Genomic DNA, 24,286 nt, shown 5'->3' on the forward strand with positions numbered 1-24,286 from the left:
CTCCTACTTGTTCTCGCTGTCTTTCCAGCGCGCCATCAGCGTGTTCGACGGCAGGGTTTCGTCCAGCAGCTTGGCGGCGGTTTCGCGGCCCGCTACCGGCAGGCCGGCGGGGTCCAGCAAGCCCACCTGCACCAGCACGCTGGCCTGGTCCCAATAGATGTGCTCGTGGTAGAGCTTGTCGCCCCGGAACTTCACAACGGCGATCAGCGGAATCTCAACCGGCCGGCCCGTGGGCGCCACGCCGGGCAGCATCCAGTCGATCTCGGTGGTGTGGGTGAAGCAGAACAGCAGTTCGTCCACGATCTGCGTGGCGCCCACCGTGCGCGACAGCGGAATCAAGCGCGTGTCGGGCGGGTTGCCGTTCACGAAATGGTGCTGGTAGAAGCGCGACAGTTCCTTGTGGCCCACGCCGCCCGTCATCGTGGGGATGTGGTTCACGTAGGGTTCGGCCACCATCGTGGCCATGGTGGCGGCCACGTCGCGCGTGCCGAATTCGTATTCGCAGTGCTTGTCCCACAGGTACGAATAATCGAACTCCGGGCCGATGGCGCGTTGCAGCGCGGCCATGCTGCGCTGGTGCGCCATCAGCGCCGACGGTTTGTCGTAGTGATCGCCGCCCGTGCGGGCGAACGCATGGTCCATGCCGGGGTACACATACAGTTCCACGCCGGGCTTGCCGCCCAGCGCATCCAGGATGCGCTGGCGCGCGGCGGGCGGACAGAAGCCATCCTGCTCGGCAATGTGCAGCACCAGGCGGCCGCGCAAGTTGGCCGCTTCGTCCAGGCTGTCTTCGATGCCCACGCCGTAATAGCCCACGGCCACGTCCACATCGGTACAACAGGCGGCCAGGTAGGCCAGCTTGCCGCCCAGGCAATAGCCCAGCACGCCGACGCCGCCCTGTTGCTCGGGCAACTCGCGCAGCATGGCGATGGTGGACGCGATGTCTTTCAGGCCCTGCTCAACGTCGAAGCCCTGGTAGAGCTCGAACGCGCGCGGCATGTCGGCCGGGCCGTCGGTCAGTTGAATGCCGGGCTGCTGGCGCCAGAACAGGTCGGGCACCAGCACCACATAGCCCTCTTCGGCCAGCAACTGCGCAGCGCGGCGCATGAAGTCGTTCACGCCGAAGATTTCCTGGCACAGCACCAGCCCGGGGCCATGGCCCGAGGCGGGCACGGCCAGATAGGCGCTGAATGTCTTGCCATCGTGCGAGGGAATGGTCACCTCGCGCGTCGAGATCTGTTGGGTCATTCGGTTCTCCTGTGTTGCTTGATGCCTGATGCAAGATGCCTGGGTTGCGTGGCCGGCCGCCTATTTCATCTGGCAGGTAGCGGCAAACGGGTCCTGGTACTGGGTCAGCACCGTGCCCGACAGCTTGTTGGCCAGCTTGCCGTCCGCGCCCGCTTCCACGACGCGCAGGTAGTAGTTCTGGATGGGGTATTGGTTGCGGTTGAACTTGAAGTCGCCCCGCACCGATTTGAAATCCGCGCGCCGCAGCGCCGGGCGCAGCGCGTCGGCGTCAAGCTTGCCGCCCGTTTGGCGCACGGCGCTGTCCAGCAGCATGGCGGCGTCATAGCCTTGCGAGGCATACAGCGTGGGCGTGCGCTTGTAGGTCTTCTTGAAGTCTTCAACGAATTTGCGGTTGGCGGGGTTGTCCAGATCGGCCGCCCATTGCGACGTGTTGCGCATGCCGGCGATCGGCGCGCCGACGGCGGCGATGGTGTCCTCGTCGCCCGAGAAGCCCGGCGCCAACAGCGCGATGTCCTTGGACAGGCCCGCGCCGTTGAACTGCTTGATGAAGTTCACGCCCATGCCGCCAGGCAGGAAGAAGAAGACCGCATCGGGCTTGCTGGCGCGCAAGCGCGAAATCTCAACGCCGTAGTCCAATTGGCCGAGCTGGGTGTAGATCTCTTCGGACAAGCCGCCCTTGTATAGACGCTTGAAACCCTTTAGCGACTCACGGCCGCCCGGGTAGTCGGGCGCGATCAGCGCCACGCTCTTGTAGCCCTGGTCCGTGGCGTACTTGCCCATGGCGGCCGGGATGTCTTCGTTCTGCCAGGCCACCGCGAAGAAGTTGGGGTTACAGCCCGCGCCCGCGTAGTTTTCGGGGCCGGTATTGGTGCTGAGGTAAATGGTGTCAGACTGCAAAATGGCCGGCATCACGGGCAGCAGCACGTTGGAAAACACGATCCCGGTCATGACGTCCACGCGGTCGCGCTTGAGCAGCCGTTCCACCGCCTGGCGGCCCGTATCCGCTTTTTGCTGGTCGTCGGCCACCACGACCTCGGCGGGCAGCCCGCCCAGCTTGCCGCCCGTATGTTGCAGCGCCAGATTGAAGCCGTCGCGGATCTCGTTGCCCAGCGCGGACCCCGGACCGGACAGCGTCGTCAGCATGCCTACCTTGACCTTGTCGGCCGCCGAGGCGCCAGCCATGGCGGACATACAGACCAGTGCCGCCAGCGCGCGCCGGCTCCAGAGATTTCGATTCATGGGCCACCTTCGATTCTGCCGCCAGCCGTGCTGGCGGAAAGCTGACAGATCCCGTCTGCCGTCGGACCACGCATGTCGCCGATCAAAGTCGCCAAGCTTACGCGCCGTGACGACGCCCTCCAAGAGCTGGGGAGAGCCTGCTGGCTAGCGTATGCCTCGCGGCCGCGCGGCTCTATCCGAATACGCGCAGTCTTATCCGGGATTCACTTAATTCCAAAGCCTGGACAGTTAATTTATTCTGGGCTGCTGATACGGGAGCGTTCCCGTCCCGGAGGCACCCATGCACGGCTGGTCCCGACTCGAACTGGCGCCGCTTTTCAAGCGGCGCGTGTTCAGCTCCACCCAACAGGACGAAACACGCACCCGCGTGTCGGAAGCGCTGAAGGAACACCGGCTGACATGGAAGGCGGGCCGCGTGGACGCCGAGCTGAACCGGGGCCGGTTCGGCTCGCTAACGGTCTGTACCTTGCGCTACGGCGCCGAAGTCCACATCGAACCCGACCGCCTGCAGGACTTCATGCTGGTGCAAGTGCCGCTGCGCGGCCGCGCGCGCATCGAATGCGGCAGCGAGCACGTGGACGCCCACCCCGACTGCGCCGCCGTCATCGCGCCCAACCGCCCGGTACGGCTGCACTGGGAGGCCGGCTGCGAACAACTGTTGTTGAAGATTCCGCGCGGCAAGCTCGAAGCCATGGGCCGCCGCGCCTTTGGCGACGCCGCCACGCTGGCGCTGGACTTCCACCCCGCCCTGCGCCTGGACAACCCGGTGGGCGCGGCCTGGCGCAGCATGGTCGCCAGCATGATCCACCTGCTGCCCACGCTGGATGACGGCGCGCGGCGCCCGCCCGCCGCGTGGCTGGAACACCTGGAAGACACGCTGGTGCTGCACCTGCTGTACAACCAGCCCAATAGCTGGCAAGCGCAGGCGGGGCAAGCCCAAGATCTGCCGCGCCGCCTGACACTGGCGGAATGCTATATGCGCGAGCACCTGTCGGCCCCGCTGACGCTGACGGACATCGCCCGCCACGCCGGCGCCAGCGTCACCGCGCTGACCCGCTTGTTCCAGGAACACCGCGACACCACGCCCATGATGGCGCTGCGGTCACTGCGCCTGGACACGGCAAGGCAGAAGCTGAAGACGAACGCCCACGCCAGCGTGACCGAAGTCGCGCTGGGCGTGGGGTTTGGACATCTGGGAAGGTTCTCGGAGTACTACCGGGAACGGTTTGGAGAACTGCCGCGCGAGACGCGGCGTGGGCAGGGGTAGAAAGCGCCCGGGGGCCGGAAAGCCCCCGGCCTCACATGGCCGTAGCCCGCACTGATCAGGCCGCCGGCACCACCGCCGTCACTTCGATTTCCACCTTGGCGCGGTCCTCGACCAGGTCGGCCACTTCCACCGCCGTCATCGCCGGGAAGTGCCGGCCGATGAATTCGCGGTAGTGCTTGCCGATGGCCGGATACGCGGCCACATAGGCTTCTTTGTCGGTGACGTACCAGGTCATCCGCACAATATGTTCGGGCTTGGCGCCGCCTTCGGCCAGGATGGCGACAATGTTCGACAGCGTCTGGCGGACCTGGTCCGCCAGGTCATCCGATTCGAATTGCTGCTGCCCATTCCACCCCACCTGCCCGCCTACAAACACGAGCTTGCTGCCCACCGTCATTTCGGTAAGCACACCATTCGAATAGCCCCGGGGCGCCATCCAATCCGGCGGTTGCAGAATCTTCATAACGTCTCATCCTATTTATAAAAAACAAACGACAGGGTGGTCTCGCGGCCTTACGCCGCGGGAACCAGATAAGCCTGCATGCGTTCCCGCAGGTCGGCAGGCATGGGCATGGACTTCATCGTCCGTAAATCCACCGTCACGATCGTCAGCGTGGCCGACAAGCGCAACTGTCCGTCCGGCCCTTCAAAGCGCACCAGCGCCTTGAAGGACGCGCCGCCAATGCGCTGGACCTCAAGCGTTTGGCGCAAGCGTTCATGCCAGCGGCTGGGCGCGCTGAAATCGCAGGTGACCGAGGCCATCGGCGTACCGATATGCCGATCGACATGCAGCGCATGAAACGGCAGGCCCATGCCCTTGTCGAACCATTCCTCGACAAAGTCATTGATCATCTCGAAATAGCGCGGATAGAAGACAATGCCCGCCGGGTCGCAATGACGGAAGCGGACTTCTACCTGGCTGGTGAATGCTGCGGACATGATGATTTCCTGATTACTTATTTCAACGACCGGTTCAAGCCATCTGGCGCAACGCAAAGCGCTGCAGCTTGCCCGTTTCGGTACGGGGCAGTGCGGCCACGAACTCGATGGCGCGCGGATATTTATACGGGGCGATGCTGGCCTTCACGAACGCCTGCATGTCGGCCACGAGCGCATCGCTGGGCGCAAAGCCCGGCTTGAGCACCACGAAGGCCTTGACCAACTGGCCGCGTTCGTCGTCCTGCGCTCCCACCACGCCGCATTCGGCCACGGCTTCGTGGCGCAGCAGCGCGTCTTCCACTTCGGGGCCGGCGATGTTGTAGCCCGCCGAGACAATCATGTCGTCATTGCGTGCCTGGTAATACAGATAGCCGTCGTCGTCCTGCATGAAGGTGTCGCCCGGCAGGTTCCAGCCCTGCTGCACGAAGCGGCGCTGGCGGTCGTCGGCCAGGTAGCGGCAGCCCGTGGGGCCCTTGATGGCCAGCCGCCCCACCGTGCCGTTGGGCACGGGCTGCATGTCGTCGTCCACCACTTGCGCCACATAGCCTGGCACGACCTTGCCGATGGCGCCGCGCTTGACGGCCTCGGGTGGGCTGGACACGAACACGTGGATCATTTCGGTGCCGCCGATGCCGTCGATCATTTCAATGCCGCTGGCCGCTTTCCACAACTGGCGCGTGGCATCCGGCAGCGCTTCGCCGGCAGACACGCTTTTCTTCAGCGAAGACAGATCAAACTTGCCTACCAGCGCGGCCATCTGGCGATAGAACGTGGGCGCGGTAAAGACGATGGTGGCGCGGAAGTCCTGGATCAGTTCCAGCAGGCTTTCCGGCGACAGCTTTTCGGCCAGCACGGTGCTGGCGCCCACGCGCAAGGGAAAGCACAGCAGGCCGCCCAGGCCGAACGTGAACGCCAGCGGCGGCGTGCCGCAGAAGATGTCGTCGGGGCCGGGCTTGATCACATGCTTGGGGAACAGGTCGCACATCGCCAGCACGTCGCGATGAAAGTGCATGCAGCCCTTGGGCGAACCCGTGGTGCCGCTGGTGAAGGCGATCAGGCAGACGTCATCGGCGGCGGTGTCGCAGGCCGTGAAATCGTCGGGCTTGGCCGCGGCCAACGCGTCCAGCGCATCGGGCGCGGCATCGTTGAAGTACATGACCTGCGCGAGTTCCGGGCAATGATGCTCGTGGCCGGGCTCGGCGCAGAAACGGGCTTCGTCCTTCAGGCGCGCATCGCACAGCACGGCCTGGATCTGGGCCTTTTCGATGATCTGCTTGAGTTCCTTGGCGCGCAGCAGCGGCATCGTGGGCACCGTCACCAAACCCGCCTTGATCGCGGCCAGCCACGAGGCCGCCATCATCGGGTTGTTCGGCCCGCGCAGCAGCAGGCGGTTGCCGGGAACTAGACCCATGTCTTCGGTCAGCACGCGCGCAATGCGGTTGGTAAGCGCAGCCAGTTCGCGATAGGTCATCGTGGCCTGCTTGTCGCCGTCGCGCCAGCGCAGCGCCACGCGGTCGGCAAAGCCGCGTTCGGCCATGGCGTCCACCAGTTCCACGGCGCAATTGAAGCGCTTGGGGTAGGCCACGTCGGGGCCATCAAGCAGGAATTCAGGCCATTGTTCGCCCGGGGGTAGGTTGTCCCGGGCGAAGGTGTCGGTGTGGGCGGATACTTCCATGAAATTCCCCTTGCTTGTGCGGTGTGGTTTGCTGTGCTGATGGCGAGAGCTCGATGGCCCTTTACGCCTTCAGCAGTTCACGGGCGATGATCAACTTCTGCACTTCGGTGGCGCCTTCGTAAATACGCAGCGCTCTGATTTCCCTGTAAAGCTTCTCCACCGGCATCCCCGACACCACGCCCGCGCCGCCAAACATCTGCAAGGCGCGGTCGATCACGGTCTGCGCCGATTCCGTGGCCATCATCTTGGCCATCGCGGCTTCGCGCGTGGTGCGCAGCTTTTGCACGTCGCGCATCCACGCGGCGCGATACGTCAGCAGCGCCGAGGCGTCGATGGCGGTGGCCATGTCGCCCAGCGCGGCTTGCGTCAGTTGCAGGTCGGCCAGCGTCTGGCCGAACATGCGGCGCGACTTGGCGCGCGCCAAGCCTTCGTCCAGCGCGCGGCGGGCGAACCCCAGCGCGGCGGCGGCCACCGAGGCGCGGAAGATATCCAGCGTCATCATGGCCAGCTTGAAGCCCTGGCCCGCATCACCCAGGCGGTGCGAGGCCGGGATGCGGCAGTTGTCGAAGGTGATCGTGGCCAGTGGATGCGGGGCGATGAGTTCGATGCGTTCGCTGACCTCGAAGCCCGGAGTGTCGGCATCCACCACGAAGGCGCTGATGCCGCGCGCGCCCGGCGCTTCGCCGGTGCGGGCGAAGACGACGTAGAAGTCCGCGATGCCGCCGTTGGAAATCCAGGTCTTGGCGCCGTTCAGCACGTAGTGCTCGCCGTCCAGCTTGGCCTCGCAGGCAAGTGCGGCCACATCCGAGCCCGCGTCGGGCTCGGACAGCGCGAAGGCGGCGATGGCCTCGCCGCGCGCCACGCGCGGCAGGTAGTGCTGGCGCAGTTCGTCAGAGCCCATCAAGGAGATGGCGCCGCTGCCCAGGCCCTGCATGGCGAAAGCGAAGTCCGCCAGCCCTTCGTGGCGGGCGAACGTTTCGCGCAGGATGCAGACGGCGCGGGAATCGACTTCCGGCAACGCGCCACCCCAGGCGCCGCCCGGGCCGCCCGCGACCGCATAGCGCAGCCAGCCGGCCTGGCCCATGGCCTTGACCAGTTTCTTGCAGGCCGCGTCGGCGTCGTGATGGTCCACGTCGCCCAAGGACGCTTCGCACCAGGCGTCGACGTCGTGCGCCAGCTTGCGGTGCGCGTCGTCAAAAAAGGGCCAGTCCAGCCAGCTTGCATCACGCATCATCAGTTCCCCTCGAAGACGGGCTTTTGCTTGGCCACGAAGGCCTCGTAGGCGCGGTGGAAGTCGCGCGTCTGCATGCAGATGGCCTGGGCCTCGGCTTCGGCCTCGATGGCCTCGTCCACACCCATGTTCCATTCCTGGTGCAGCAGCTTCTTGGTGACGCCGTGCGCGAAGGTGGGGCCGGCGGCCAGTTGCGCGGCCAGCGTCTGCGCGGCCTCGGCCAAGGTGGCGGAATCGTGCAGCGCGTTGAAGAAGCCCCAGCTGGCGCCTTCGTCAGCCGTCATGGCGCGGCCGGTGTACAGCAATTCAGAGGCGCGGCCCTGGCCGATCATGCGCGGCAGCAAGGTGCAGGCGCCCATGTCGGCGCCGGCCAAACCTACGCGGGTGAACAGGAAGGCGGTACGCGCGGCGGGCGTGCCCAGCCGCATGTCGGCGGCCAGCGCCACCATGGCACCCGCGCCCGCGCACACGCCGTCCACCGCCGCCACGATGGGTTGCGGGCAGGCGCGCATGGCCTTGACCAGGTCGCCCGTCATGCGGGTGAAGTCCAGCAGTTCGGGCATGCTCATCTTGGTCAGCGGCCCGATGATTTCATGCACATCGCCGCCCGAGCAGAAGTTGCCGCCCGCGCCCGTCACCACCACCACCTTCACGTCGGTGGCATACACCAGCGAGCGGAACAGGTCGCGCAGTTCGGCGTAGGAATCGAACGTCAACGGGTTCTTGCGTTCGGGCCGGTTCAGCGTAACCGTGCCGATCTTGCCGTCGGCCGACACCTCCCACAGGAACGTCTTGGCCTGGTAACCGGCCAGCGGGCGCCTGTGGTGCTTCATGGTGTGCTCTTCGGACTGGGTGCTCATGGTGTCTCCGTTCGTTATCCAGGGGTTGATGGGGCGCCGGGCTTAGCCGGTCATCACTTCGCCGCCGTCCACGGCGATCGCCTGCCCATTGACCGAGGCGGAGGCCGGCAGCGCCAGCCAGGCCACGGTTTCGGCCACTTCCTCGGGCTGCACCAGGCGGCCTTGGGGGTTGCGCTCGGCCAGCTTGGCGCGGGCGGCGTCCGGCGTCATGCCGGTCTTTTCCACGATATTGGCGACCGCACCGCGCACGATGTCGGTCTCGGTATAGCCGGGGCAGACGGCGTTGACGGTCACGCCCTTTTGCGCGGTTTCCAGCGCCAGCGAACGGGTCAGCCCGATCACGCCATGCTTGGCGGCGCAGTAAGCGCTGACATAGCCGTAGCCGATCAGGCCGGCGGTGCTGGCCACGTTGATGACGCGGCCCCACTTGGCTTGCAGCATGCCGGGCAGCGCGGCCTGGATGCAATGGAACGTGCCGGTCAGGTTGACGGCAATCATCTGGTGCCAGAGCGCGGCGTCGGTGCGGTCAAAGCGCTGGCTGACGGCTTGGCCGGCGTTGTTCACCAGCACCAGCACCGGGCCGAATTCGGTTTCGGCCTGGGCAAAGGCGGCACGCACCGAGGCTTCGTCCGCGATGTCGGCGCTAACCGCCTGCACCTGCCCCACACTGGCCAGGCTGTCGGCGGCGGCATCCAGCGCCGCGCCATCGCGGCCCAGCAGCGTGACGCGCGCGCCGCGCGCCAGCAGCGCCCGCGCGCTGGCCAGGCCGATGCCGCGCGCGCCGCCCGTCACCAGCGCGTGGCGACCGGCCAAGGGTTGCGCAAGGCTCGTCATTTGATGTCCAGTTGCGCCATGGCGGCGGCGCGTTCGAAGTTGGTTTCCAGTTGGCGCTTGCCCGCGAAATACTGGCTGGGCCAGGCGATGTCACGATAGCCCACGCGCGCGGCTTCGCGCAGCGTCCAGGAGGCGTCGGCCAAGTGGGGACGCGCCAGGGCGCACAGGTCGGCACGGCCCGACGCGATGATGCCGTTGGCGTGGTCGGCTTCGAAGATGGCACCCACCGCAATGGTGGGGATGCCCGCTTCGTTGCGCACGCGGTCGGCGAACGGAGTCTGGAACATGCGGCCGTAGACGGGCTTTTCTTCCTTGCTGACCTGGCCGGACGAGCAGTCGATCATGTCGGCGCCGGCGGCCTTGAAGTAGCGCGCGATGTCCACCGCGTCATCAGCGGTGATGCCGCCTTCGACCCAGTCGCTGGCGGAAATCCGCACCGACATGGGCTTGTCTTCGGGCCAGACGGCGCGCACGGCCTTGAACACTTCCAGCGGGAAGCGCAGGCGGTTTTCCAGGCTGCCGCCGTATTCGTCGTCACGGTGGTTGGTCAGGGGCGAGATGAAGCTGGACAGCAGGTAGCCGTGGGCGCAGTGCAGTTCCAGCCAGTCAAAACCGGCCTGCTCGGCGCGGCGGGCGGCGGCAACGAAGTTGTCGCGCGCGTCGTCCATGTCGGCGCGCGTCATGGCGCGCGGCGTTTGCGACACGCCTTCGATGTACGGCAAGGCGGACGCCGACAGCAGCGGCCAATTGCCTTCGGCCAGGGGGTGATCGATTTTCTGCCAGCCCAGCTGCGTGGAGCCCTTGCGGCCGGCATGGCCCAACTGCACGCCGATGCGGGCGTCGCTATTGCCGTGCACAAAATCCACGATGCGGGTGAATGCCTGCGCCTGCTCGTCGTTCCACAAGCCCGGGCAGCCCGGGGTGATGCGGCCATCCGGCGACACGCAGGTCATTTCCACCATGACCAGGCCGGCGCCGCCCATGGCGCGCGCGCCCAGGTGCACCAGGTGGAAATCGCCCGGCACGCCGTCGGTGCAGGAATACATGGCCATGGGGGACACCAGAATGCGGTTCTTCAACCGTACGCCACGCACCTGGTACGGCGTCAGCATCGGGATGGCGGGACGCTGGCCGGACGCGGTGGGCGCGCCGGCGCGTTCGGCGATCCAGCGCTCAAAGCCTTCCAGCCAGGCCGGGTCGCGCAAGCGCAGGTTTTCGTGCGAGATGCGCTGCGAGCGGGTCAGCAGCGAGTAGGCGAATTGCTCGGGTTCCAGTTCGGCGTAGCGCTCGACGTTTTCGAACCACTCGGTGGAGTTGCGGGCGGCGTTCTGGATCTTCAGGACCTCGACGCTACGGACTTCCTCGTAGTGCTTCAGGCCCGCTTCGACGCTGCCTTCGGCGCCGCTCAGGCAGCGCGCGAGTTCGATGGAATCTTCAAGCGCCAATTTGGTGCCGGAGCCGATGGAGAAGTGCGCGGTGTGCGCGGCATCGCCCATCAGCACGACGGGCACGCGGCGCTGGCCGCGCGCCGTGTCCAGTGTGTTCCAGTGCACCCAGGTGTTGCAGATGACGCGCGGGAAACGAATCCAGATGGCGGACCCGCGCAGGTGCGTGGCGTTGCTGATCAGCGCATTGCCGTCCAGCCAGGGCGCGAACAGTTTTTCGCAGTAGGCAATGCCTTCTTCCTGGCTCATCTGCTCGATGCCGGCAGCCTGCCAGGTTTCCTCGGGCGTTTCCACGATGAAGGTGGACATGCCGTCTTCGTAGCGGTAGGCATGCGCCTGGAACCAGCCGTGTTCGGTCTGGACGAAGGCGAAGGTGAAGGCGTCGAACACCTTCTTGGTGCCCAGCCAGACGAAGCGGCAGCGGCGCTGGTCGATGTCGGGGTGGAAGGTGTCGGCGTAGCGGGTGCGGACCTGGCTGTTGATGCCGTCGGACGCAATGACGAGATCGGCGTCGTATTCCCGGGCGATGGCCTGGTCGTCCTGGACGAAGTTCTCGAACACCAGCTTCACACCCACGTCTTCGCAACGCGCCTGCAAGATGTTCAAGAGCTTCTTGCGGCCGATGCCGATAAAGCCGTGGCCACTGCTGCGGATGCTGCGGCCCTTGAAGTGGATGTCGATGTCATCCCAATGGTTGAACGCGTCGCCAATGGTCTGAGCGGAAACGGGGTCTGCCTCGCGCAGGTTCTGCATGGTGGCGTCGGAGAACACCACGCCCCATCCAAAAGTGTCATACGGACGATTGCGTTCGATGACAGTGACGTCGTTGGCGGGGTTCTGCAGTTTCATGAGCAGACCGAAATACAGGCCGGCGGGACCGCCGCCGATGCAGACTATTTTCATTGCCGTAACGCTCCGAGGTACGCGACAGTCGCTCGTTTATCGGGAGCGGGGCGCCGCGGATATTTAGGTCTGGATAGTTTAGGCTTGAAATATATACCCGAAGTGAGGGGTTCGCAAATGGGGGAAAGCTATTAGGCGGGAATGAAATGGGGGACGCGGTGGTGGAGGGGGAAGAGATGGGTTACGTGCGCTGGGCGCCGGGGTTCGCGGGACGAACAATCGCGCACTTCACCCATCCTACGTAGGATGGGTGCGGCGCGCCCACATGAAGAGAAGAACAACACCCCCCATCGCGCAAACCCATCAGCAGCGCCCCGCCCCGAGACAACGTATGAACCGCGCCCACGTAGGATGGGTGTAGCGCGCGCAAATGAAGAGAAGAACAACACCCCCCATCGCGCAAACCCATCAGCAGCGCCCCGCCCCAAGACAACGTATGAACCGCGGCCCCGTAGGATGGGTGTAGCGCGCGCAAATGAAGAGAAGAACAACACCCCCCATCGCGCAAACCCATCAGCAGCGCCCCGCCCCAAGACAACGTATGAACCGCGGCCCCGTAGGATGGGTGTAGCGCGCGCAAATGAAGAGAAGAACAACACCCCCATCGCGCAAACCCATCAGCAGCGCCCCGCCCCAAGACAACGTATGAACCGCGGTCACGTAGGATGGGTGTAGCGCGCAAATGAAGAGAAGAACAACACCCCCCATCGCGCAAACCCATCAGCAGCGCCCCGCCCCAAGACAACGTATGAACCGCGGCCCAGTAGGATGGGTGTAGCGCGCGCAAATGAAGAGAAGAACAACACCCCCCATCGCGCAAACCCATCAGCAGCGCCCCGCCCCGAGACAACGTATGAACCGCGGCCCAGTAGGATGGGTGTAGCGCGCGCACATGAAGAGAAGGACAACACCTCCAGCGCGCGAACCCATCAGCAGCGCCCCGACCCAAGACATCCCGTCGCCGGAGATGGGTTACGTGCGATCGGCTTCTGCGTTCGCGGGGCCGCCTTCGCGCACTTCATCCATCCTACGAGACGTATACCTACCTGCCCCGCAGCCACTCCTCCAATTCCTCCGCCGGCAACGGCGGCGAAAACAAGAACCCCTGTCCCGCCGCGCAGCCCTGCTCGATCAGGAACCTGCGCTGCTCTTCGTTCTCGACCCCTTCGGCCACTACCGGCAGGCTCAGGCTTTCTCCGATCCTGATGACGGCGCTGGTAAGGGCCCGCGCCGCATCGTCGCTTTCCAGGCCCTGCACGAAACTGCGGTCCAGTTTCAACTCATCCACGATCAAGCGCCGCAAGTGCCCCAGGCTGGAATACCCCGTGCCGAAGTCATCCATCGACAGCCTTACCCCCAGCCGATGCAGCTCGGCAATGGTGCGCAGCGTACCGGCCGTGGCATCCAGCACCACGCCTTCGGTAATTTCCAGCATCAAATCCGCCGGCGCCAAGCCGAACTCGGCCAGGGTCGCCGCAATCATCCGTGGCAGGTTCAGGTTGTGGAAATTGGTCGCCGACAGGTTCACCGACACCGACGGCACCCGCAGGCCGTTGTTGCGCCAGATAGCCAGTTGCGAACACGCCTCGCGCAGCGCCCAATCACCCAGGTCGCCGATCAGCCCGCATTCCTCGGCCAGCGGCACGAAGCGCACGGGCGAAATATCGCCCAGCGTGGGATGACGCCAGCGGGCCAGCGCCTCGACCCCATACAGGCTGCCGTTCTTCAACCCCACCTGCGGCTGATAGTGCAAGCGCAGCGCCTTGGCTTCCAGCGCATCGCGCAGCGCGGCTTCCAGGGCCAGGCGTTCTTGCGCCTGGCGGTTCATTTCGGCGCTGAAGAACGAGATGCGGTTGCGGCCCGCCGTCTTGGCCTGGTACATGGCCATATCGGCGTGGCGCAGCAAGGTATCCATGTCGCGCCCGTTTTCCGGGAACACGCTGATGCCGATGCTGACCGACGGATTCAGCGTAATACCGCCCACCGTGAACGGCTGCGCCAGCGCCACCAGCACATGTTCGGCGGCCGCGGTCAGGCGGCCGTGTTCGAAGTCCGGCATCAGCATCACGAACTCGTCGCCCGACAGGCGGCCCACGATGTCCGACGCGCGCGCCAGGCGGCGCAGACGTTGCGCCACATCGCGCAGCAACGCATCGCCCACCGGATGGCCCAGCGTGTCGTTGACCTGCTTGAAGCGGTCCAGATCCAGGAACAGCACCGCCACGCGCTTGCGTTCCGGTTCGGCGCGCGCGATGGCCTGCTCGGCTTGCGCCAGCAGCAGATTACGGTTCGGCAGGCCGGTCAGCTCGTCGTAGAACGCCAGTTGCCGGATGCGGGCGCGCGCTTCCTCGCGTTCCAGCGCCAGCGCGCACAGGTAGACGCACACGTCGACCAGGCGATGATGGAAATCATCAGGCAGGCGGCGTTCGCGGAAATAGAACCCGAAGGTGCCGATCACCCTGCCATCGCTGGACTTGATGGGAGATGACCAGCACGCCTTGATGTCGTCCGGCAAGGGAAGATGGCGGTAATCGTCCCACAGCGGGTCAGTGGCGATGTCCGGCACGATGACCGGGCGGCCCAGAAAGGCCGACGTGCCGCAGGCGCCCACTTGCGGCCCGATCTTCACGCCGTCCAGCGCGTTTGAATAGGCCTCCGGCATGCTGGGTGCGGCCAGCGGCCGCAGATGGCCGGTATCGTCCACGCGCAAGACCGTGGCCGCCACTTCGGGCGCCAGGCGCTCGACCTCGCGGCACACCATGTTCATGACTTCAACCACCGAAGCCTCGTTGACCATGGCCTGCAACACGCGCCGCTGCAATACCTCATGCACCTTGGTGGGCGTAATGTCGGTCAGCACGTCGACGATATTGACCAGCGTACCCCGGTCATCGAAGACGGAATTGGCCATGACCGACACCCACAGCGGCTTGCCGCAGCGGTCATAGACCAGCACGTCCTTGTGGAAGCCTTCGCGGCAGGCGATGCGGCGGTCCAGCTCTTCGCGGGTGCCGCCATCGGGGCGACCGCCGGCCAGCAACTCGCCCAGCTCCTGCTGTAGCGCGTCGCCGCGCGCAAAGCCCAGCATGCGTTGAAAACCATCGTTCACGTAGACGATGCGGCCATCCGAGCCGGATACCGCGACCGCGTTGCCGGTTTCATTGATGCCCAGCAGCAGCAGGCGGATTTCTTCCTGGCGTTCGGCATCGGCGATGGATTTGCGCGACACGACCGACACGCGGGCGGTCAGGCCGTCGTCGCCCGGCAAGGGCAGATAGGTGGCTTCGATCCACAAACTACCGCCGTCTTTCATGCGGTAGCGGCAGGTACCCGAAAAGTGTTCGCCCCGACGCAGCCGGGCCCACACCTGCTCGCCGCTGGCGATGCCCTTGCCTTCGTCCACGCTGTCGCACAGCATGTCGTGGCGCAGCAGCAAGGCCTCGTCAAGGGTGTAGCCCACGGCCGCCAGGAAATTGGCATTGGCGTTAAGCAGCGCGCCGTCCGTATCGAAATCGAACAGCAACAGCGCCCGGTCCATCGACGCCAGATAATTGTCGGCATGCCACGCGGCGCCCTGGGGGCCCGCGCTTGAAACGCTTGCTTGAGTGTCAAGCATAAGGGGCTCCATACCGGAATACAGCGGTTCCGGTTTCATTCAGCGCTTAGGAAAACCAAGGGCGACGCGGTCGCGTCCGTCCTGCTTGGCCAGATACAGCGCCTGGTCCGCGCGGCTCAGCGTCTCCGAGAAGGTTTCTCCCAACTGGTGATGCGCCATGCCGATGCTTACCGTCAGCCTCAATACGTCGTTTTCGCCCGCCGCCACCGCCAGTCCGCGCACCGCGCCGACCAGCCGGTCCATGACGCCCTGGGCGGCTTCGGGTTGGGTGTTGGGCAGCATCACCAGGAATTCCTCGCCGCCCCAACGGCCGCACATATCGTATTCACGCAGGCTTTCGCCCAGCACGCCCGCCAGTTCGACCAGGGCGCGGTCGCCCGTTTCGTGGCCGTAGCGGTCGTTGACCGCCTTGAAGTGATCCACGTCCAGCATGGCCACCACAAAGCTCTCTCCGCTGCGCGCGGCGCGCTCCACTTCCTTCTTGATCATGTCCATCAACGCGCGCCGGTTGAGCAGGCCGGTCAGCGGGTCGCGGCTGGACGTTTCCGCAAGCGCCGTGTTCAGGTCGCGCATCATGTTCTGGTAGTGATCGGATATGCGCGCAATGCGCGTCAAGCGCCGCAATTGGCGGTCGAACTGGTCGCATAGCCCCAGCTCTCGCTCGTGCGCCATGGACTGATAGGCGTCCGACAACTGGGTCACGCGCTCGATCCGCGCCATCTGGTCCGCCGTATGCCGCCACAGCGCCTCCAGCGCTTCGCGCAGCGGGTGTCCGGCATGGGTGGGATCAGCCAGCAGTTCGGCGATGCGGCGATCCAGTTCGGCGGCGCCCGGCTTCATTCGCGGCCAACCACCGAGAACGGAAAGGTGCAGTCTTCCTTGAATTCCTCGGCCAATTCGCCGACGCGCTCGTTGCGCTTGTCGTAGAACCAGGTGACGCTGACCTCGCGGCCCTTGCAATGGGCGGCTTCGAGCAGGTCGAAGACGTCCATGACGGACTTGATGCTGCTGGTATTGAGGTACAGCAGTTCCAGTTCCAGGTTCAGCGGGGCGGCCGTGTTCAGCAGATAGGCTTCGACCCATTCGATCACCGGACCGAACAGTTCAAAGGAATTCTCGGGATAGGAGTCGCCGCGCATCGCCAGCACGCCGGCGGCGGCGTCGGCGGTGATGGCGGGCGTGGACTGCGTCCCGGGAATGTTCAGGTCTTTCATCAGATACTCCGAAAATGATTCTTTGATGCGCGCGGAGCCTTCAAATCACGACGCTCAGGCTGAAGAACGCCTTGCCTTCGTGCGCGGTGGGCGTCAGGCTGGCTTCCAGCGGAGCGCCGGCGCGCCGCGCGATATCGATCAAGCCCAAGCCCGCGCCCGAGGCCACGCCCTGGGCACGCGGCTTGTGCAGCTGTGTCTTGTATTCGGCCTTCAACGCCGCCTTGTCCAGCGCGGCAAGTTCGCGGATGCGGGCGACCAGCGCGTGGCCATCGTCGGACTTGACCAGGTTGCCCGCCGACACCACGTAGCGGCTTTCGTCGCGGCGGCCGATGACGACCGTGGCGCTGGCCTCGGCATCGCCATTGGCGGCGGCGTACTGGCGGATGTTCTGGATCATTTCGATATAGACCGAAAAGACGTCCATGGCTTCCGCCGGGCGCGCATGTTCCGCATTCAGGTAATTCTTGAGCGCGTTGCCGATTTCTTCGATCAGGCTGCGGGAGATCGGCCCGTTAAAGCAGAGCAGGGTCCGGTTCTGGTTGAACCGTTCACCCAGCGCGTAGAGATCGGAGGCATTCATAGGGGTTACCGCCCTGATAACGATTATTCGAAACGGAAAGACAACAGGGTGATGTCGTCGCGTTGCGGACGGCCACCCTGGTATTCGGCCAGCGCTTGCGAAAACGCGGCGGCCTGTTCTGTTAACGGCCGGCGCGCGTGTCTCTTGAGCATTTCCGCAAAACGGGTGTTGCCAAAGCCAAAGCCGTGCTCGCCGCCCGCCTGGTCCAGGAAGCCGTCGGTGGCCAGGTAGTACGTCCAGCCGGCCTCCAATTGCACGTCGATGTTTTCATAGCGGCCAACCCGCTTGTCGCCCAGCGCGCGCTTGCCGCCGGGCACTTCACGCAAGGTCTCGCCATCGCTGGCGTACAGGCTGATCTTGGCGCCCGCATAGCGCAGGCGCCCGGATTGGCGGTCAATATATACCAGGCCCGCGTCGGTATTGGTGGCCAGCGCGCGCGGCAATTGCGCATCCGCAAGCATGGCGCGGATGGCGCCGTCGGTGCGGGTCAGGACGCCGGCGGGGTCGGCGGGACCGACCTCGGTGATCGCCAGGTCAATGGCGGCGCGCGCCAGCATGGTCATCAGCGCGCCGGGCACGCCATGGCCCGCGCAGTCCATGATGCCCAGCAGGCAGTTGGCGCCGTCGGAGCGGAACACGTAGAAGTCGCCGCCCACCACATCACGCGGCTTCCACAGCACGAAATGGTGCGCGCCCAGCGACTGCGTCAGTTGGCGGTCGGGCAGGATGGCGCGCTGGATCAGGCTGGCGTAGTCGATGGAGTCGCCAATTTTCTTGTGCGCGGCGGCCATGGCGCGGTTGGCGTCTTCCAGCGCCGAGGTGCGTTCGCGCACCTTGGTCTCCAGTTCGGCCGTGTGCTGGCGGACCTTGTCGGCCATGACGCCGAAGGCGCGGCTCAGGTCGCCGATTTCGTCCTGGCCGCCCGGCGGCAGGCGCACGTCGTAGCTGCCGTCCGCAATGGCGCGGGCCGATTGCTGCAGGCGGCGCAAGGGGCGCAGCATCAAGCGCTCGATGGCGAAACCGAAGCACAGCAGCATGGCGGCAAACAGCACCACCAGGCCGATGGCGGCCGGCCACAGCCAGTCGGTGTCCAGCACGCGCGCGGCGCCCAGGTCCACCACCGTCAGCACGTGCCAGTGCAGCTCGGGCATATAGGCCACCGACACCAGTTGGCGCGTGCCGTCCATGCTGACCCACGCCGTCTGCACCGATTGCGGGTCGGCTTGCGCCGCATGCATGGCCGAGCGCAGTTCGTCCCGGCCCGGGCCCGCGTCCAACAGGTTGTACACGCGCCCGCGATCGGCGGCGCCGCCACCCGCGCCGGAGTTATAGGCGATCAGCGAGGCGTCCATGTGCGCCTGGATGGCGCCCTCTTCGTCCACGATGATGGGGGTGACGCCAGGCTGGCCGCTGTTGACGAATTCCCGCAGGAAGCCGCCCACGTCCAGACCCGCGCCAGTCAGCCCCACAACCTTGTTGCCGTCGCGCACCTGGACGTTGATCCACACTTTGGTGGTCTTCAGCTTCAGGTCGGGGTTGACGTTGATGTTGTATTTGGCGGGCGATTTCAGCGACGCGTAGAACCAGCCGTCGTCGGCCGCGCTAGGGCTGAGCGTATAGCGCGGCGCTTCGGACAGCGGCTTGTCGTCGTTGAAGTAGTAGTTGCCGGTGGCGGCGCTGGCGATGAAATAGGCGCGTCCAAGCAAATCGCGCCGGTAGCCATCCGCTTCTCGAAAGAACAATTCGCGCGCGGCCGGGTCGCTTTCGTTGCGCAGCCAGCGGCGGGTGACTTCGCTGTCGGCCAGGCGCAAGGACAATGCCAGTTCACGGGACACCGGCGCCAGGATGCGTTGCCGGTTCAATTGCGTGAAGTTGTCGGCGAAGGCGCGTCCGAAGTGGTCCCTGACCCCATCCAGCACCAACCAACCGATTACCGCCGCGGGCGCCAGGGCGACCACGCACGCCAACAACAGCGCCATCAATGATTTTTTGCGCAAACCCCATTTCGCCATGCGAAGTCTTCCTGACAGCTTGATAAGACGTACTTGCGTAACGTGCGTGCCCACTCGGTAGGCTCGCGAAGGGCCTGGCGGGACAAGTGTAGAGAACAGCCGGGGCAATTGAAACAGGCGCAAACATCAAGATTCAGTGCAGACACCTTGTGTTTCAGCCCAGCAATGAAAATGGCGGTTTATTGCGATTTATATCTAATTTTTCTTTCGCTCACCCGCGCATTGTGCAGCTTTATTACTACACGCCCAGATAGCGTTCCCATAGGCCGCGGTCCGCATCCAGGGCCTTGGAATCGCCCGTCCAGACGACCTTGCCGCGTTCCAGGATGACGTGCTGGTCGGCCAGGCTCAGCAATCTTTCAACATATTTGTCGATGACCAGGATGGTCTGGCCCGCTTGGCGCAGGCGCGCCAGGCACATCCAGATTTCTTCGCGGATCTTGGGCGCCAGGCCTTCCGTGGCTTCGTCCAGGATCAGCAGGCGCGGGTTGGTGACCAGGGCGCGGCCGATGGCCAGCATCTGCTGCTCGCCGCCCGACAACTGGTTGCCCATGTTGCGGGCGCGTTCGCGCAGGCGTGGAAACAGCTCGAACACGCGGTCCGGCGTCCAGGGTTCACCGATGCCGGGATTGCGCGAGGCGGTAAACGCCGTGAGGTGTTCGCGCACCGTAAGGTTGGGAAAGCACTGCCGCCCCTCGGGCACGATGGCCACGCCGGCGCGCGCGATGCGATCGGAGCTCCAGCCGCTGATGTCCTGGCCCGCGAAATGGATCTTGCCGCCACGCAGTGGCAACTGGCCGAAGAGCGTGCGCAGCAGCGTGGTCTTGCCCATGCCGTTGCGGCCCAGCAAGGTCACCACCTGGCCGGCGCCAATCTGCAGGTCCACGCCAAACAGCACCTGGCTGGCGCCGTAGCCGCTTTGAGCGGATTCGATGGTGAGCATCATGCGGTCTCCTCGTCGCCCAGATAGGCTTGCCGCACTTCCGGATTGGCGCGGATTTCGTCGGGGGTGCCGGTGGCAATGACGCGGCCATACACCAGCACCGACAGACGGTCGGCCAGGCGGAACACCGCCTGCATGTCGTGTTCAACCAGCAGCATGGCGGCGCGGCCCCGCAGGGATTCGATCAATTCGGTCAGGCGCACGGTTTCGTCCGGCCCCATGCCGGCCATGGGCTCGTCCAGCAACAGCACGCTGGGGCGCGCGGCCAAGGCCAGGGCGAACTCCACCTTGCGTTGTTCGCCGTGCGGCAGCGTGCCGGCCGGGCGTTCCAGCAGGCTGGCGTCGATGGCGCATTCCCGCGCCAGCTCGCGCGCCTGTTCGTACAGCGCGGTCTGGGCCGTGCGCGGCGACCAGAAGCGGAAGCTGCTGCCCGCGTGCGCCTGCACCGCCAGCACCAGGTTGTCCAACACGGTGGACTGCTTGAAGATGTTGGTGATCTGGTAGGACCGCGACAGCCCGGCTGCCACGCGCTGGTGCGCGTTCATGCTGGTGACGTCGCGCCCACCCACGGTCAGCGTGCCGGAATCCGCCGCCAGCGTGCCTGACAGCAGATGGATCAGCGTGGACTTGCCGGCGCCGTTGGGGCCGATCAGCGCGTGGATTTCGCCCGGGTTCAGGGATAGCGACACGTTGTCGGTGGCGACCAGGGCGCCAAAGCGGCGCACCAGGCCGGTGGCCTGCAAGGCCGGCACGCCCGAGTTGTTGTTGGTGTTGGATGCCAGGTTCATGATCCCACCTTGCCGGATTGGGCCGCGGCGCGTCCGCCGAACATCGGGCCGAACAGGCCGACCAGACCGCGCGGCGCGCCAAACACCACACACAGCAGCAGCACGCCCAGGGGCAGGTGCCAGTATTCGGTCCACAGGCGCAGCACTTCTTCCAGCGTCAGCATCACCACCGCGCCGGCCACACCGCCCCAGCGCAGGCCGATGCCGCCCACCAGCACCATGATCAGCAGGTTGGCCGACTGGGTCCATTGCATCAGGTTGGGCGAGATGAACAGGTTGTGGTTGGCCAGCAGCGCGCCCGCCAGGCCCGCCGCCGCGCCGCTCAGCGTGAAGGCCACGAGCTTGATGCGGTAGACCGGATAGCCCATGGCTTCCATGCGCGATTCGTTTTCGCGGATGCCCTGCAAGGCGGTGCCGAAACGCGAAGACACCACGCGGCTGAATACCCACATCAACACCGCGAACAGCGCCAGCACCAGGTAATAGAAGCTGACGTCGTTGGCCAGGTCGATGCCCGGCAGCGTGGAATAGCCGGGCAGGTTCAGCCCGTCTTCCCCGCCGTACTGGCGCAGCGAAATGAAGATGTAGTAGAGCATCTGCGCGAACGCCAGCGTGATCATGATGAAGTACACGCCACGGGTGCGCAGCGAGATCGCGCCCGTGATTGCCGCCAGCACGCCAGCCAGCACCATGGCCACCGGCCAGACGATCAGCGCCGACGTGACGCCCGACATGGCCAGGATGCCGACGGCGTAGGCGCCCGCGCCGAAGAAGGCCGCGTGCCCCAGCGCCACCATGCCGCCATAGCCCAGGATCAAGTTCAGGCTGGTCGCGGCCAGCGCGTAGATCAGCACGCGGCGCACGAAGGATATGTAGAAGTCCAGGCCCAGCGCCGGGGCCACCAGCGGGAACACCGCCAGCGCCAGCAGCAGGAGAACGGTCCAGATTGTGCTTTTCATCATCAACCCCGCGCCGGAAACAGGCCAGAGGGCCGGAACACCAGCACAGCCGCCATCAATACGTAAATGGCGATGGCGGCCAGCGTCGGGCCGACGCTGGAGGCCACGGCCGGCGAAAAGATCTGGCGCAGCAGCATGGGCAGGAAGGCCCGCCCCGCCGTGTCCACCATGCCCACCAGCAGCGCACCCACAAAGGCGCCGCGAATGGAACCGATGCCACCGATGACGATGCACACCAGCACCAGGATCAGGATGTCTTCGCCCATGCCCAACTGCACGGCGGTGATCGGCCCAAGCAGCGCCCCGGCCACGGCGGCCAGCATCGCACCCAGCACGAACACGCCCAGGAACAGCAGCGGTACGCGCACGCCCATCAGCGTGGCCATCTGCCGGTTGGACGCCCCGGCCCGCACCAGCACGCCGGCACGGGTGCGCGTCACGAACCAGTACAGGCCCGCGGCGGCGGCCACGCCGAACACAATGATCATCAAGCGGTAGGCGGGATACAGCAGGTCGGGCATCAAGCGCACGGGACCTGACAGCATGGCCGGCATGTTCAGCATGACGGGGGCAGGCCCCCAGATCATCTTGACCAGGTCATTGGCGATAAGAATGACAGCGTAGGTACCCAGCACCTGGGCCAGGTGGTCGCGCAGCGCCAGGCGGCGGATCAGCGTCAGTTCCAGCACCACGCCGACCAGGCCGGTGGCGACGGCCGCCACCAGGACGGCGGCGGTGAATGAACCTGTGCGCTGCATGGTTTCGGCGGCGACATAGGCGCCGGCCATGTAGAGCGAGCCGTGAGCCAGATTCATGATGTCCATGATGCCGAAAACCAGGGTCAGCCCGGCCGCGATCAAAAACAACATCAACCCAAACTGCAGACCGTTCAGCAATTGCTCGACGATCAGCGTAAACGTCATGAACACTTCCCCCTGCCGCGAACCTTGATGGCGGTGCGCGTGCGATTCGAACCTGCATTGGACGGCGGCACGCGCCGGCCGCGTCCGGCATGGCCGGAAAGCGCGGCTGACGTGTGCTTGGGCGTCTTACCTCAGAGCTTGCACTCGCCGACGTAGACGTCCTGGTACTTGTCGAACACCTTGCCCACCAGCTTGTTGGTGATGCGGCCGCTGCCATCCTTGTCGATGACGCGCAGGTAGTAGGCCTGGATCGGATAGTGGTTCTTGCCGTAGGTGAAGCTGCCGCGCACCGAGGGGTAGTCGGCCTTTTCCAGCGCGGCGACGACGGCCGCGCGGTCCGAGGCCTTGCCGCCGGCCTGCTTGACGGCGGCGTCCATGGCCATGATGACGTCGTAGGCCTGGGCGGCGTACACCGACGGATAGCGGCCGTTGTATTCCTTGCGGAAGGCGTCCACGAAGATCTTGTTCTGCGGCACGTCCAGGTCATGCGCCCACTGCGCGGTGTTGTACATGCCCAGCATGGGGTCGCCCACGGCCTGGATCACGTCTTCGTCGGCCGAGAAGCCGGGGCCGATCAGCTTGACGCTTTGCGACAGGCCCGCCGACACGAACTGCTTGACGAAGTTGATGCCCATGCCGCCCGGCAGGAAGATGTAGACCGCGTCCGGCTTGGCCGCGCGGATCTGCGCGATTTCGGCGGCGTAGTCGATCTGGCCCAGCTTGGTGTAGACCTCGTCGCCCGGGGCGATCTTGTAGCCGCGTTTGAAGCCCGTCAGCGCGTCCTTGCCGGCCGGGTAGTCGGGCGCCATGATGAACATCTTCTTGAAGCCGCGGTCGGCGGCAACCTTGCCGGCCGCTTCGTGGAAGGCGTCGTTCTGGTAGGACGTGCCGAACCAGTAGTTGTTGCATTGGGCGCCGGCGAATTGGCTGGGGCCCGGGTTGTTCGACAGGTACGGAATCTTGGCGGCGAACAGCGCGGGGCCGACGGCCAGTGCCACGTTGGAACCAATCGGGCCCGTGAAGAAGTCGATTTTTTCGCGCTGGATGTAGCGCGTGACCAATTGGCGGGCCTGGTCCGGGTTGCCGCCCATGTCGGTCTGCACGAATTCGGCGGGCTGACCGCCCAGCTTGCTGCCCAGTTGCTTGATGGCCAGATTGAAGCCATCACGGGCTTCGGCGCCCAGCGCCGAGAACGGGCCGGAGATGTCGTTGGCGATGCCGACCTTGACGGCGTCAGCCATAGCCACGGCCGGAACCAGCGCGGCGGCGGCGATAAGGGAAGTGATCAAACGCATGGTGGTGTGCTCCGTGCGCGAGCCCGCGCAGAGGGTGTTCTTATTGAGGGTGCGATTCGAATGACTTCTTTGCCCGGCCTGCCGGCGCCAATGCGCCGCCGTCAAACACGTGCTTGCAAGCCTGCTTGCCACACCACCATCCCCCTTGTGCTGCACAGGGAAAGCTGGCGCGGTTCATAGTTTAGGTTTAAAGTATTCTTCAAAACAAGACTAGGGTTTTTACCAGCCCTGGGTTTACACCAGCCCTTCCATCAACGAAGACCGTATCGACGAAACGCCTGGTACGACGCTCGCGCGACAGTACCCGACATCTCG

20 protein-coding genes are annotated in these 24,286 nt (G+C 65.3%); 1 reads left to right on the plus strand and 19 read right to left on the minus strand.

Annotation, left to right across the window (positions count from 1 at the left end):
* Nucleotides 1–3 precede the first annotated feature (3 nt).
* Together CVS48_RS03385 and CVS48_RS03390 are read right to left on the minus strand one after the other, a co-directional pair.
* Nucleotides 4–1,248 carry a dienelactone hydrolase family protein gene (locus CVS48_RS03385; protein ID WP_100853255.1) on the minus strand — a complete coding sequence of 415 codons (1,245 nt, stop codon included), beginning with the start codon at nucleotides 1,246–1,248 and terminating at the stop codon, nucleotides 4–6.
* A gap of 60 nt (nucleotides 1,249–1,308) precedes the next feature.
* A complete protein-coding gene (locus tag CVS48_RS03390; protein ID WP_100853256.1) occupies nucleotides 1,309–2,487 on the minus strand; it encodes an ABC transporter substrate-binding protein in 1,179 nt (392 codons plus the stop codon).
* 280 nt (nucleotides 2,488–2,767) lie between these two features.
* Here CVS48_RS03390 and CVS48_RS03395 point away from each other — a divergent pair, with 280 nt between their 5' ends.
* Nucleotides 2,768–3,754: an AraC family transcriptional regulator gene (locus tag CVS48_RS03395; protein ID WP_100853257.1), complete on the plus strand. Its 987-nt coding sequence runs from the start codon at nucleotides 2,768–2,770 to the stop codon at nucleotides 3,752–3,754.
* A gap of 55 nt (nucleotides 3,755–3,809) precedes the next feature.
* On the opposite strand, the gene CVS48_RS03400 is transcribed toward CVS48_RS03395, so the two are convergent.
* The 17 genes from CVS48_RS03400 to CVS48_RS03480 form a co-directional block, all read right to left on the minus strand.
* Entirely contained in the window at nucleotides 3,810–4,217 is a 408-nt protein-coding gene (locus CVS48_RS03400; RefSeq protein WP_006217230.1) for a RidA family protein, read from the minus strand.
* 50 nt (nucleotides 4,218–4,267) lie between these two features.
* Nucleotides 4,268–4,693 carry an acyl-CoA thioesterase gene (locus tag CVS48_RS03405; RefSeq protein ID WP_050447059.1) on the minus strand — a complete coding sequence of 142 codons (426 nt, stop codon included), beginning with the start codon at nucleotides 4,691–4,693 and terminating at the stop codon, nucleotides 4,268–4,270.
* 34 nt (nucleotides 4,694–4,727) lie between these two features.
* A complete protein-coding gene (locus CVS48_RS03410) occupies nucleotides 4,728–6,368 on the minus strand; it encodes an AMP-binding protein (RefSeq protein ID WP_100853258.1) in 1,641 nt (546 codons plus the stop codon).
* Nucleotides 6,369–6,429: 61 nt separating this feature from the next.
* On the minus strand, nucleotides 6,430–7,599 hold the full coding sequence (locus CVS48_RS03415) for an acyl-CoA dehydrogenase family protein (RefSeq protein WP_100857485.1): 1,170 nt from the start codon (nucleotides 7,597–7,599) through the stop codon (nucleotides 6,430–6,432).
* A gap of 2 nt (nucleotides 7,600–7,601) precedes the next feature.
* A complete protein-coding gene (locus tag CVS48_RS03420) occupies nucleotides 7,602–8,459 on the minus strand; it encodes an enoyl-CoA hydratase family protein (protein ID WP_100853259.1) in 858 nt (285 codons plus the stop codon).
* A gap of 42 nt (nucleotides 8,460–8,501) precedes the next feature.
* Nucleotides 8,502–9,293 (minus strand): SDR family NAD(P)-dependent oxidoreductase, encoded by a 792-nt coding sequence (locus CVS48_RS03425; RefSeq protein ID WP_100853260.1) that lies wholly within the window; start codon nucleotides 9,291–9,293, stop codon nucleotides 8,502–8,504.
* Nucleotides 9,290–11,641 carry a bifunctional salicylyl-CoA 5-hydroxylase/oxidoreductase gene (locus CVS48_RS03430; protein WP_100853261.1) on the minus strand — a complete coding sequence of 784 codons (2,352 nt, stop codon included), beginning with the start codon at nucleotides 11,639–11,641 and terminating at the stop codon, nucleotides 9,290–9,292. The genes CVS48_RS03425 and CVS48_RS03430 overlap by 4 nt, the downstream gene beginning before the upstream one ends.
* 1,042 nt (nucleotides 11,642–12,683) lie before the next feature.
* The gene (locus CVS48_RS03435; protein ID WP_242001377.1) at nucleotides 12,684–15,257 is read right to left on the minus strand and encodes a sensor domain-containing protein; all 2,574 of its coding nucleotides are present in this window, start codon (nucleotides 15,255–15,257) and stop codon (nucleotides 12,684–12,686) included.
* Between the two features lie 39 nt (nucleotides 15,258–15,296).
* A complete protein-coding gene (gene siaD / locus CVS48_RS03440) occupies nucleotides 15,297–16,097 on the minus strand; it encodes a biofilm regulation diguanylate cyclase SiaD (protein WP_100853263.1) in 801 nt (266 codons plus the stop codon).
* Entirely contained in the window at nucleotides 16,094–16,471 is a 378-nt protein-coding gene (gene siaC, locus CVS48_RS03445; RefSeq protein ID WP_100853264.1) for a biofilm regulation phosphoprotein SiaC, read from the minus strand. The genes siaD and siaC overlap by 4 nt, the downstream gene beginning before the upstream one ends.
* 40 nt (nucleotides 16,472–16,511) lie before the next feature.
* On the minus strand, nucleotides 16,512–17,051 hold the full coding sequence (gene siaB, locus CVS48_RS03450) for a biofilm regulation protein kinase SiaB (RefSeq protein WP_050447051.1): 540 nt from the start codon (nucleotides 17,049–17,051) through the stop codon (nucleotides 16,512–16,514).
* Nucleotides 17,052–17,074: 23 nt separating this feature from the next.
* Entirely contained in the window at nucleotides 17,075–19,063 is a 1,989-nt protein-coding gene (gene siaA / locus CVS48_RS03455; protein ID WP_197723164.1) for a biofilm regulation protein phosphatase SiaA, read from the minus strand.
* A 238-nt stretch (nucleotides 19,064–19,301) separates the two neighbouring features.
* On the minus strand, nucleotides 19,302–20,006 hold the full coding sequence (locus CVS48_RS03460) for an ABC transporter ATP-binding protein (RefSeq protein WP_100857487.1): 705 nt from the start codon (nucleotides 20,004–20,006) through the stop codon (nucleotides 19,302–19,304).
* Nucleotides 20,006–20,794, minus strand: a complete 789-nt coding sequence (locus CVS48_RS03465) for an ABC transporter ATP-binding protein (protein ID WP_100853265.1) — start codon at nucleotides 20,792–20,794, stop codon at nucleotides 20,006–20,008. Before CVS48_RS03465 ends, CVS48_RS03460 begins: the two co-directional genes overlap by 1 nt.
* Entirely contained in the window at nucleotides 20,791–21,756 is a 966-nt protein-coding gene (locus CVS48_RS03470) for a branched-chain amino acid ABC transporter permease (protein ID WP_100853266.1), read from the minus strand. Before CVS48_RS03470 ends, CVS48_RS03465 begins: the two co-directional genes overlap by 4 nt.
* A complete protein-coding gene (locus CVS48_RS03475) occupies nucleotides 21,756–22,676 on the minus strand; it encodes a branched-chain amino acid ABC transporter permease (RefSeq protein ID WP_050447047.1) in 921 nt (306 codons plus the stop codon). The genes CVS48_RS03470 and CVS48_RS03475 overlap by 1 nt, the downstream gene beginning before the upstream one ends.
* A 131-nt stretch (nucleotides 22,677–22,807) precedes the next feature.
* Nucleotides 22,808–23,971 (minus strand): ABC transporter substrate-binding protein, encoded by a 1,164-nt coding sequence (locus CVS48_RS03480; protein WP_100853267.1) that lies wholly within the window; start codon nucleotides 23,969–23,971, stop codon nucleotides 22,808–22,810.
* Nucleotides 23,972–24,286 lie beyond the last annotated feature (315 nt).

Origin of the sequence: Achromobacter spanius, from assembly GCF_002812705.1 — a bacterium.
Taxonomy (GTDB): Bacteria; Pseudomonadota; Gammaproteobacteria; order Burkholderiales; family Burkholderiaceae_B; genus Achromobacter; species Achromobacter spanius.

Excerpts from the sequence above, each read along its gene's own strand:
- CVS48_RS03385 (WP_100853255.1), bottom strand. The coding sequence starts at position 1,248 with ATGACCCAACAGATCTCGACGCGCGAGGTGACCATTCCCTCGCACGAT.
- CVS48_RS03390 (WP_100853256.1), bottom strand. The coding sequence starts at position 2,487 with ATGAATCGAAATCTCTGGAGCCGGCGCGCGCTGGCGGCACTGGTCTGT.
- CVS48_RS03395 (WP_100853257.1), top strand. The coding sequence starts at position 2,768 with ATGCACGGCTGGTCCCGACTCGAACTGGCGCCGCTTTTCAAGCGGCGC.
- CVS48_RS03400 (WP_006217230.1), bottom strand. The coding sequence starts at position 4,217 with ATGAAGATTCTGCAACCGCCGGATTGGATGGCGCCCCGGGGCTATTCG.
- CVS48_RS03405 (WP_050447059.1), bottom strand. The coding sequence starts at position 4,693 with ATGTCCGCAGCATTCACCAGCCAGGTAGAAGTCCGCTTCCGTCATTGC.
- CVS48_RS03410 (WP_100853258.1), bottom strand. The coding sequence starts at position 6,368 with ATGGAAGTATCCGCCCACACCGACACCTTCGCCCGGGACAACCTACCC.
- CVS48_RS03415 (WP_100857485.1), bottom strand. The coding sequence starts at position 7,599 with ATGCGTGATGCAAGCTGGCTGGACTGGCCCTTTTTTGACGACGCGCAC.
- CVS48_RS03420 (WP_100853259.1), bottom strand. The coding sequence starts at position 8,459 with ATGAGCACCCAGTCCGAAGAGCACACCATGAAGCACCACAGGCGCCCG.
- CVS48_RS03425 (WP_100853260.1), bottom strand. The coding sequence starts at position 9,293 with ATGACGAGCCTTGCGCAACCCTTGGCCGGTCGCCACGCGCTGGTGACG.
- CVS48_RS03430 (WP_100853261.1), bottom strand. The coding sequence starts at position 11,641 with ATGAAAATAGTCTGCATCGGCGGCGGTCCCGCCGGCCTGTATTTCGGT.
- CVS48_RS03435 (WP_242001377.1), bottom strand. The coding sequence starts at position 15,257 with ATGCTTGACACTCAAGCAAGCGTTTCAAGCGCGGGCCCCCAGGGCGCC.
- siaD (WP_100853263.1), bottom strand. The coding sequence starts at position 16,097 with ATGAAGCCGGGCGCCGCCGAACTGGATCGCCGCATCGCCGAACTGCTG.
- siaC (WP_100853264.1), bottom strand. The coding sequence starts at position 16,471 with ATGAAAGACCTGAACATTCCCGGGACGCAGTCCACGCCCGCCATCACC.
- siaB (WP_050447051.1), bottom strand. The coding sequence starts at position 17,051 with ATGAATGCCTCCGATCTCTACGCGCTGGGTGAACGGTTCAACCAGAAC.
- siaA (WP_197723164.1), bottom strand. The coding sequence starts at position 19,063 with ATGGCGAAATGGGGTTTGCGCAAAAAATCATTGATGGCGCTGTTGTTG.
- CVS48_RS03460 (WP_100857487.1), bottom strand. The coding sequence starts at position 20,006 with ATGCTCACCATCGAATCCGCTCAAAGCGGCTACGGCGCCAGCCAGGTG.
- CVS48_RS03465 (WP_100853265.1), bottom strand. The coding sequence starts at position 20,794 with ATGAACCTGGCATCCAACACCAACAACAACTCGGGCGTGCCGGCCTTG.
- CVS48_RS03470 (WP_100853266.1), bottom strand. The coding sequence starts at position 21,756 with ATGATGAAAAGCACAATCTGGACCGTTCTCCTGCTGCTGGCGCTGGCG.
- CVS48_RS03475 (WP_050447047.1), bottom strand. The coding sequence starts at position 22,676 with ATGACGTTTACGCTGATCGTCGAGCAATTGCTGAACGGTCTGCAGTTT.
- CVS48_RS03480 (WP_100853267.1), bottom strand. The coding sequence starts at position 23,971 with ATGCGTTTGATCACTTCCCTTATCGCCGCCGCCGCGCTGGTTCCGGCC.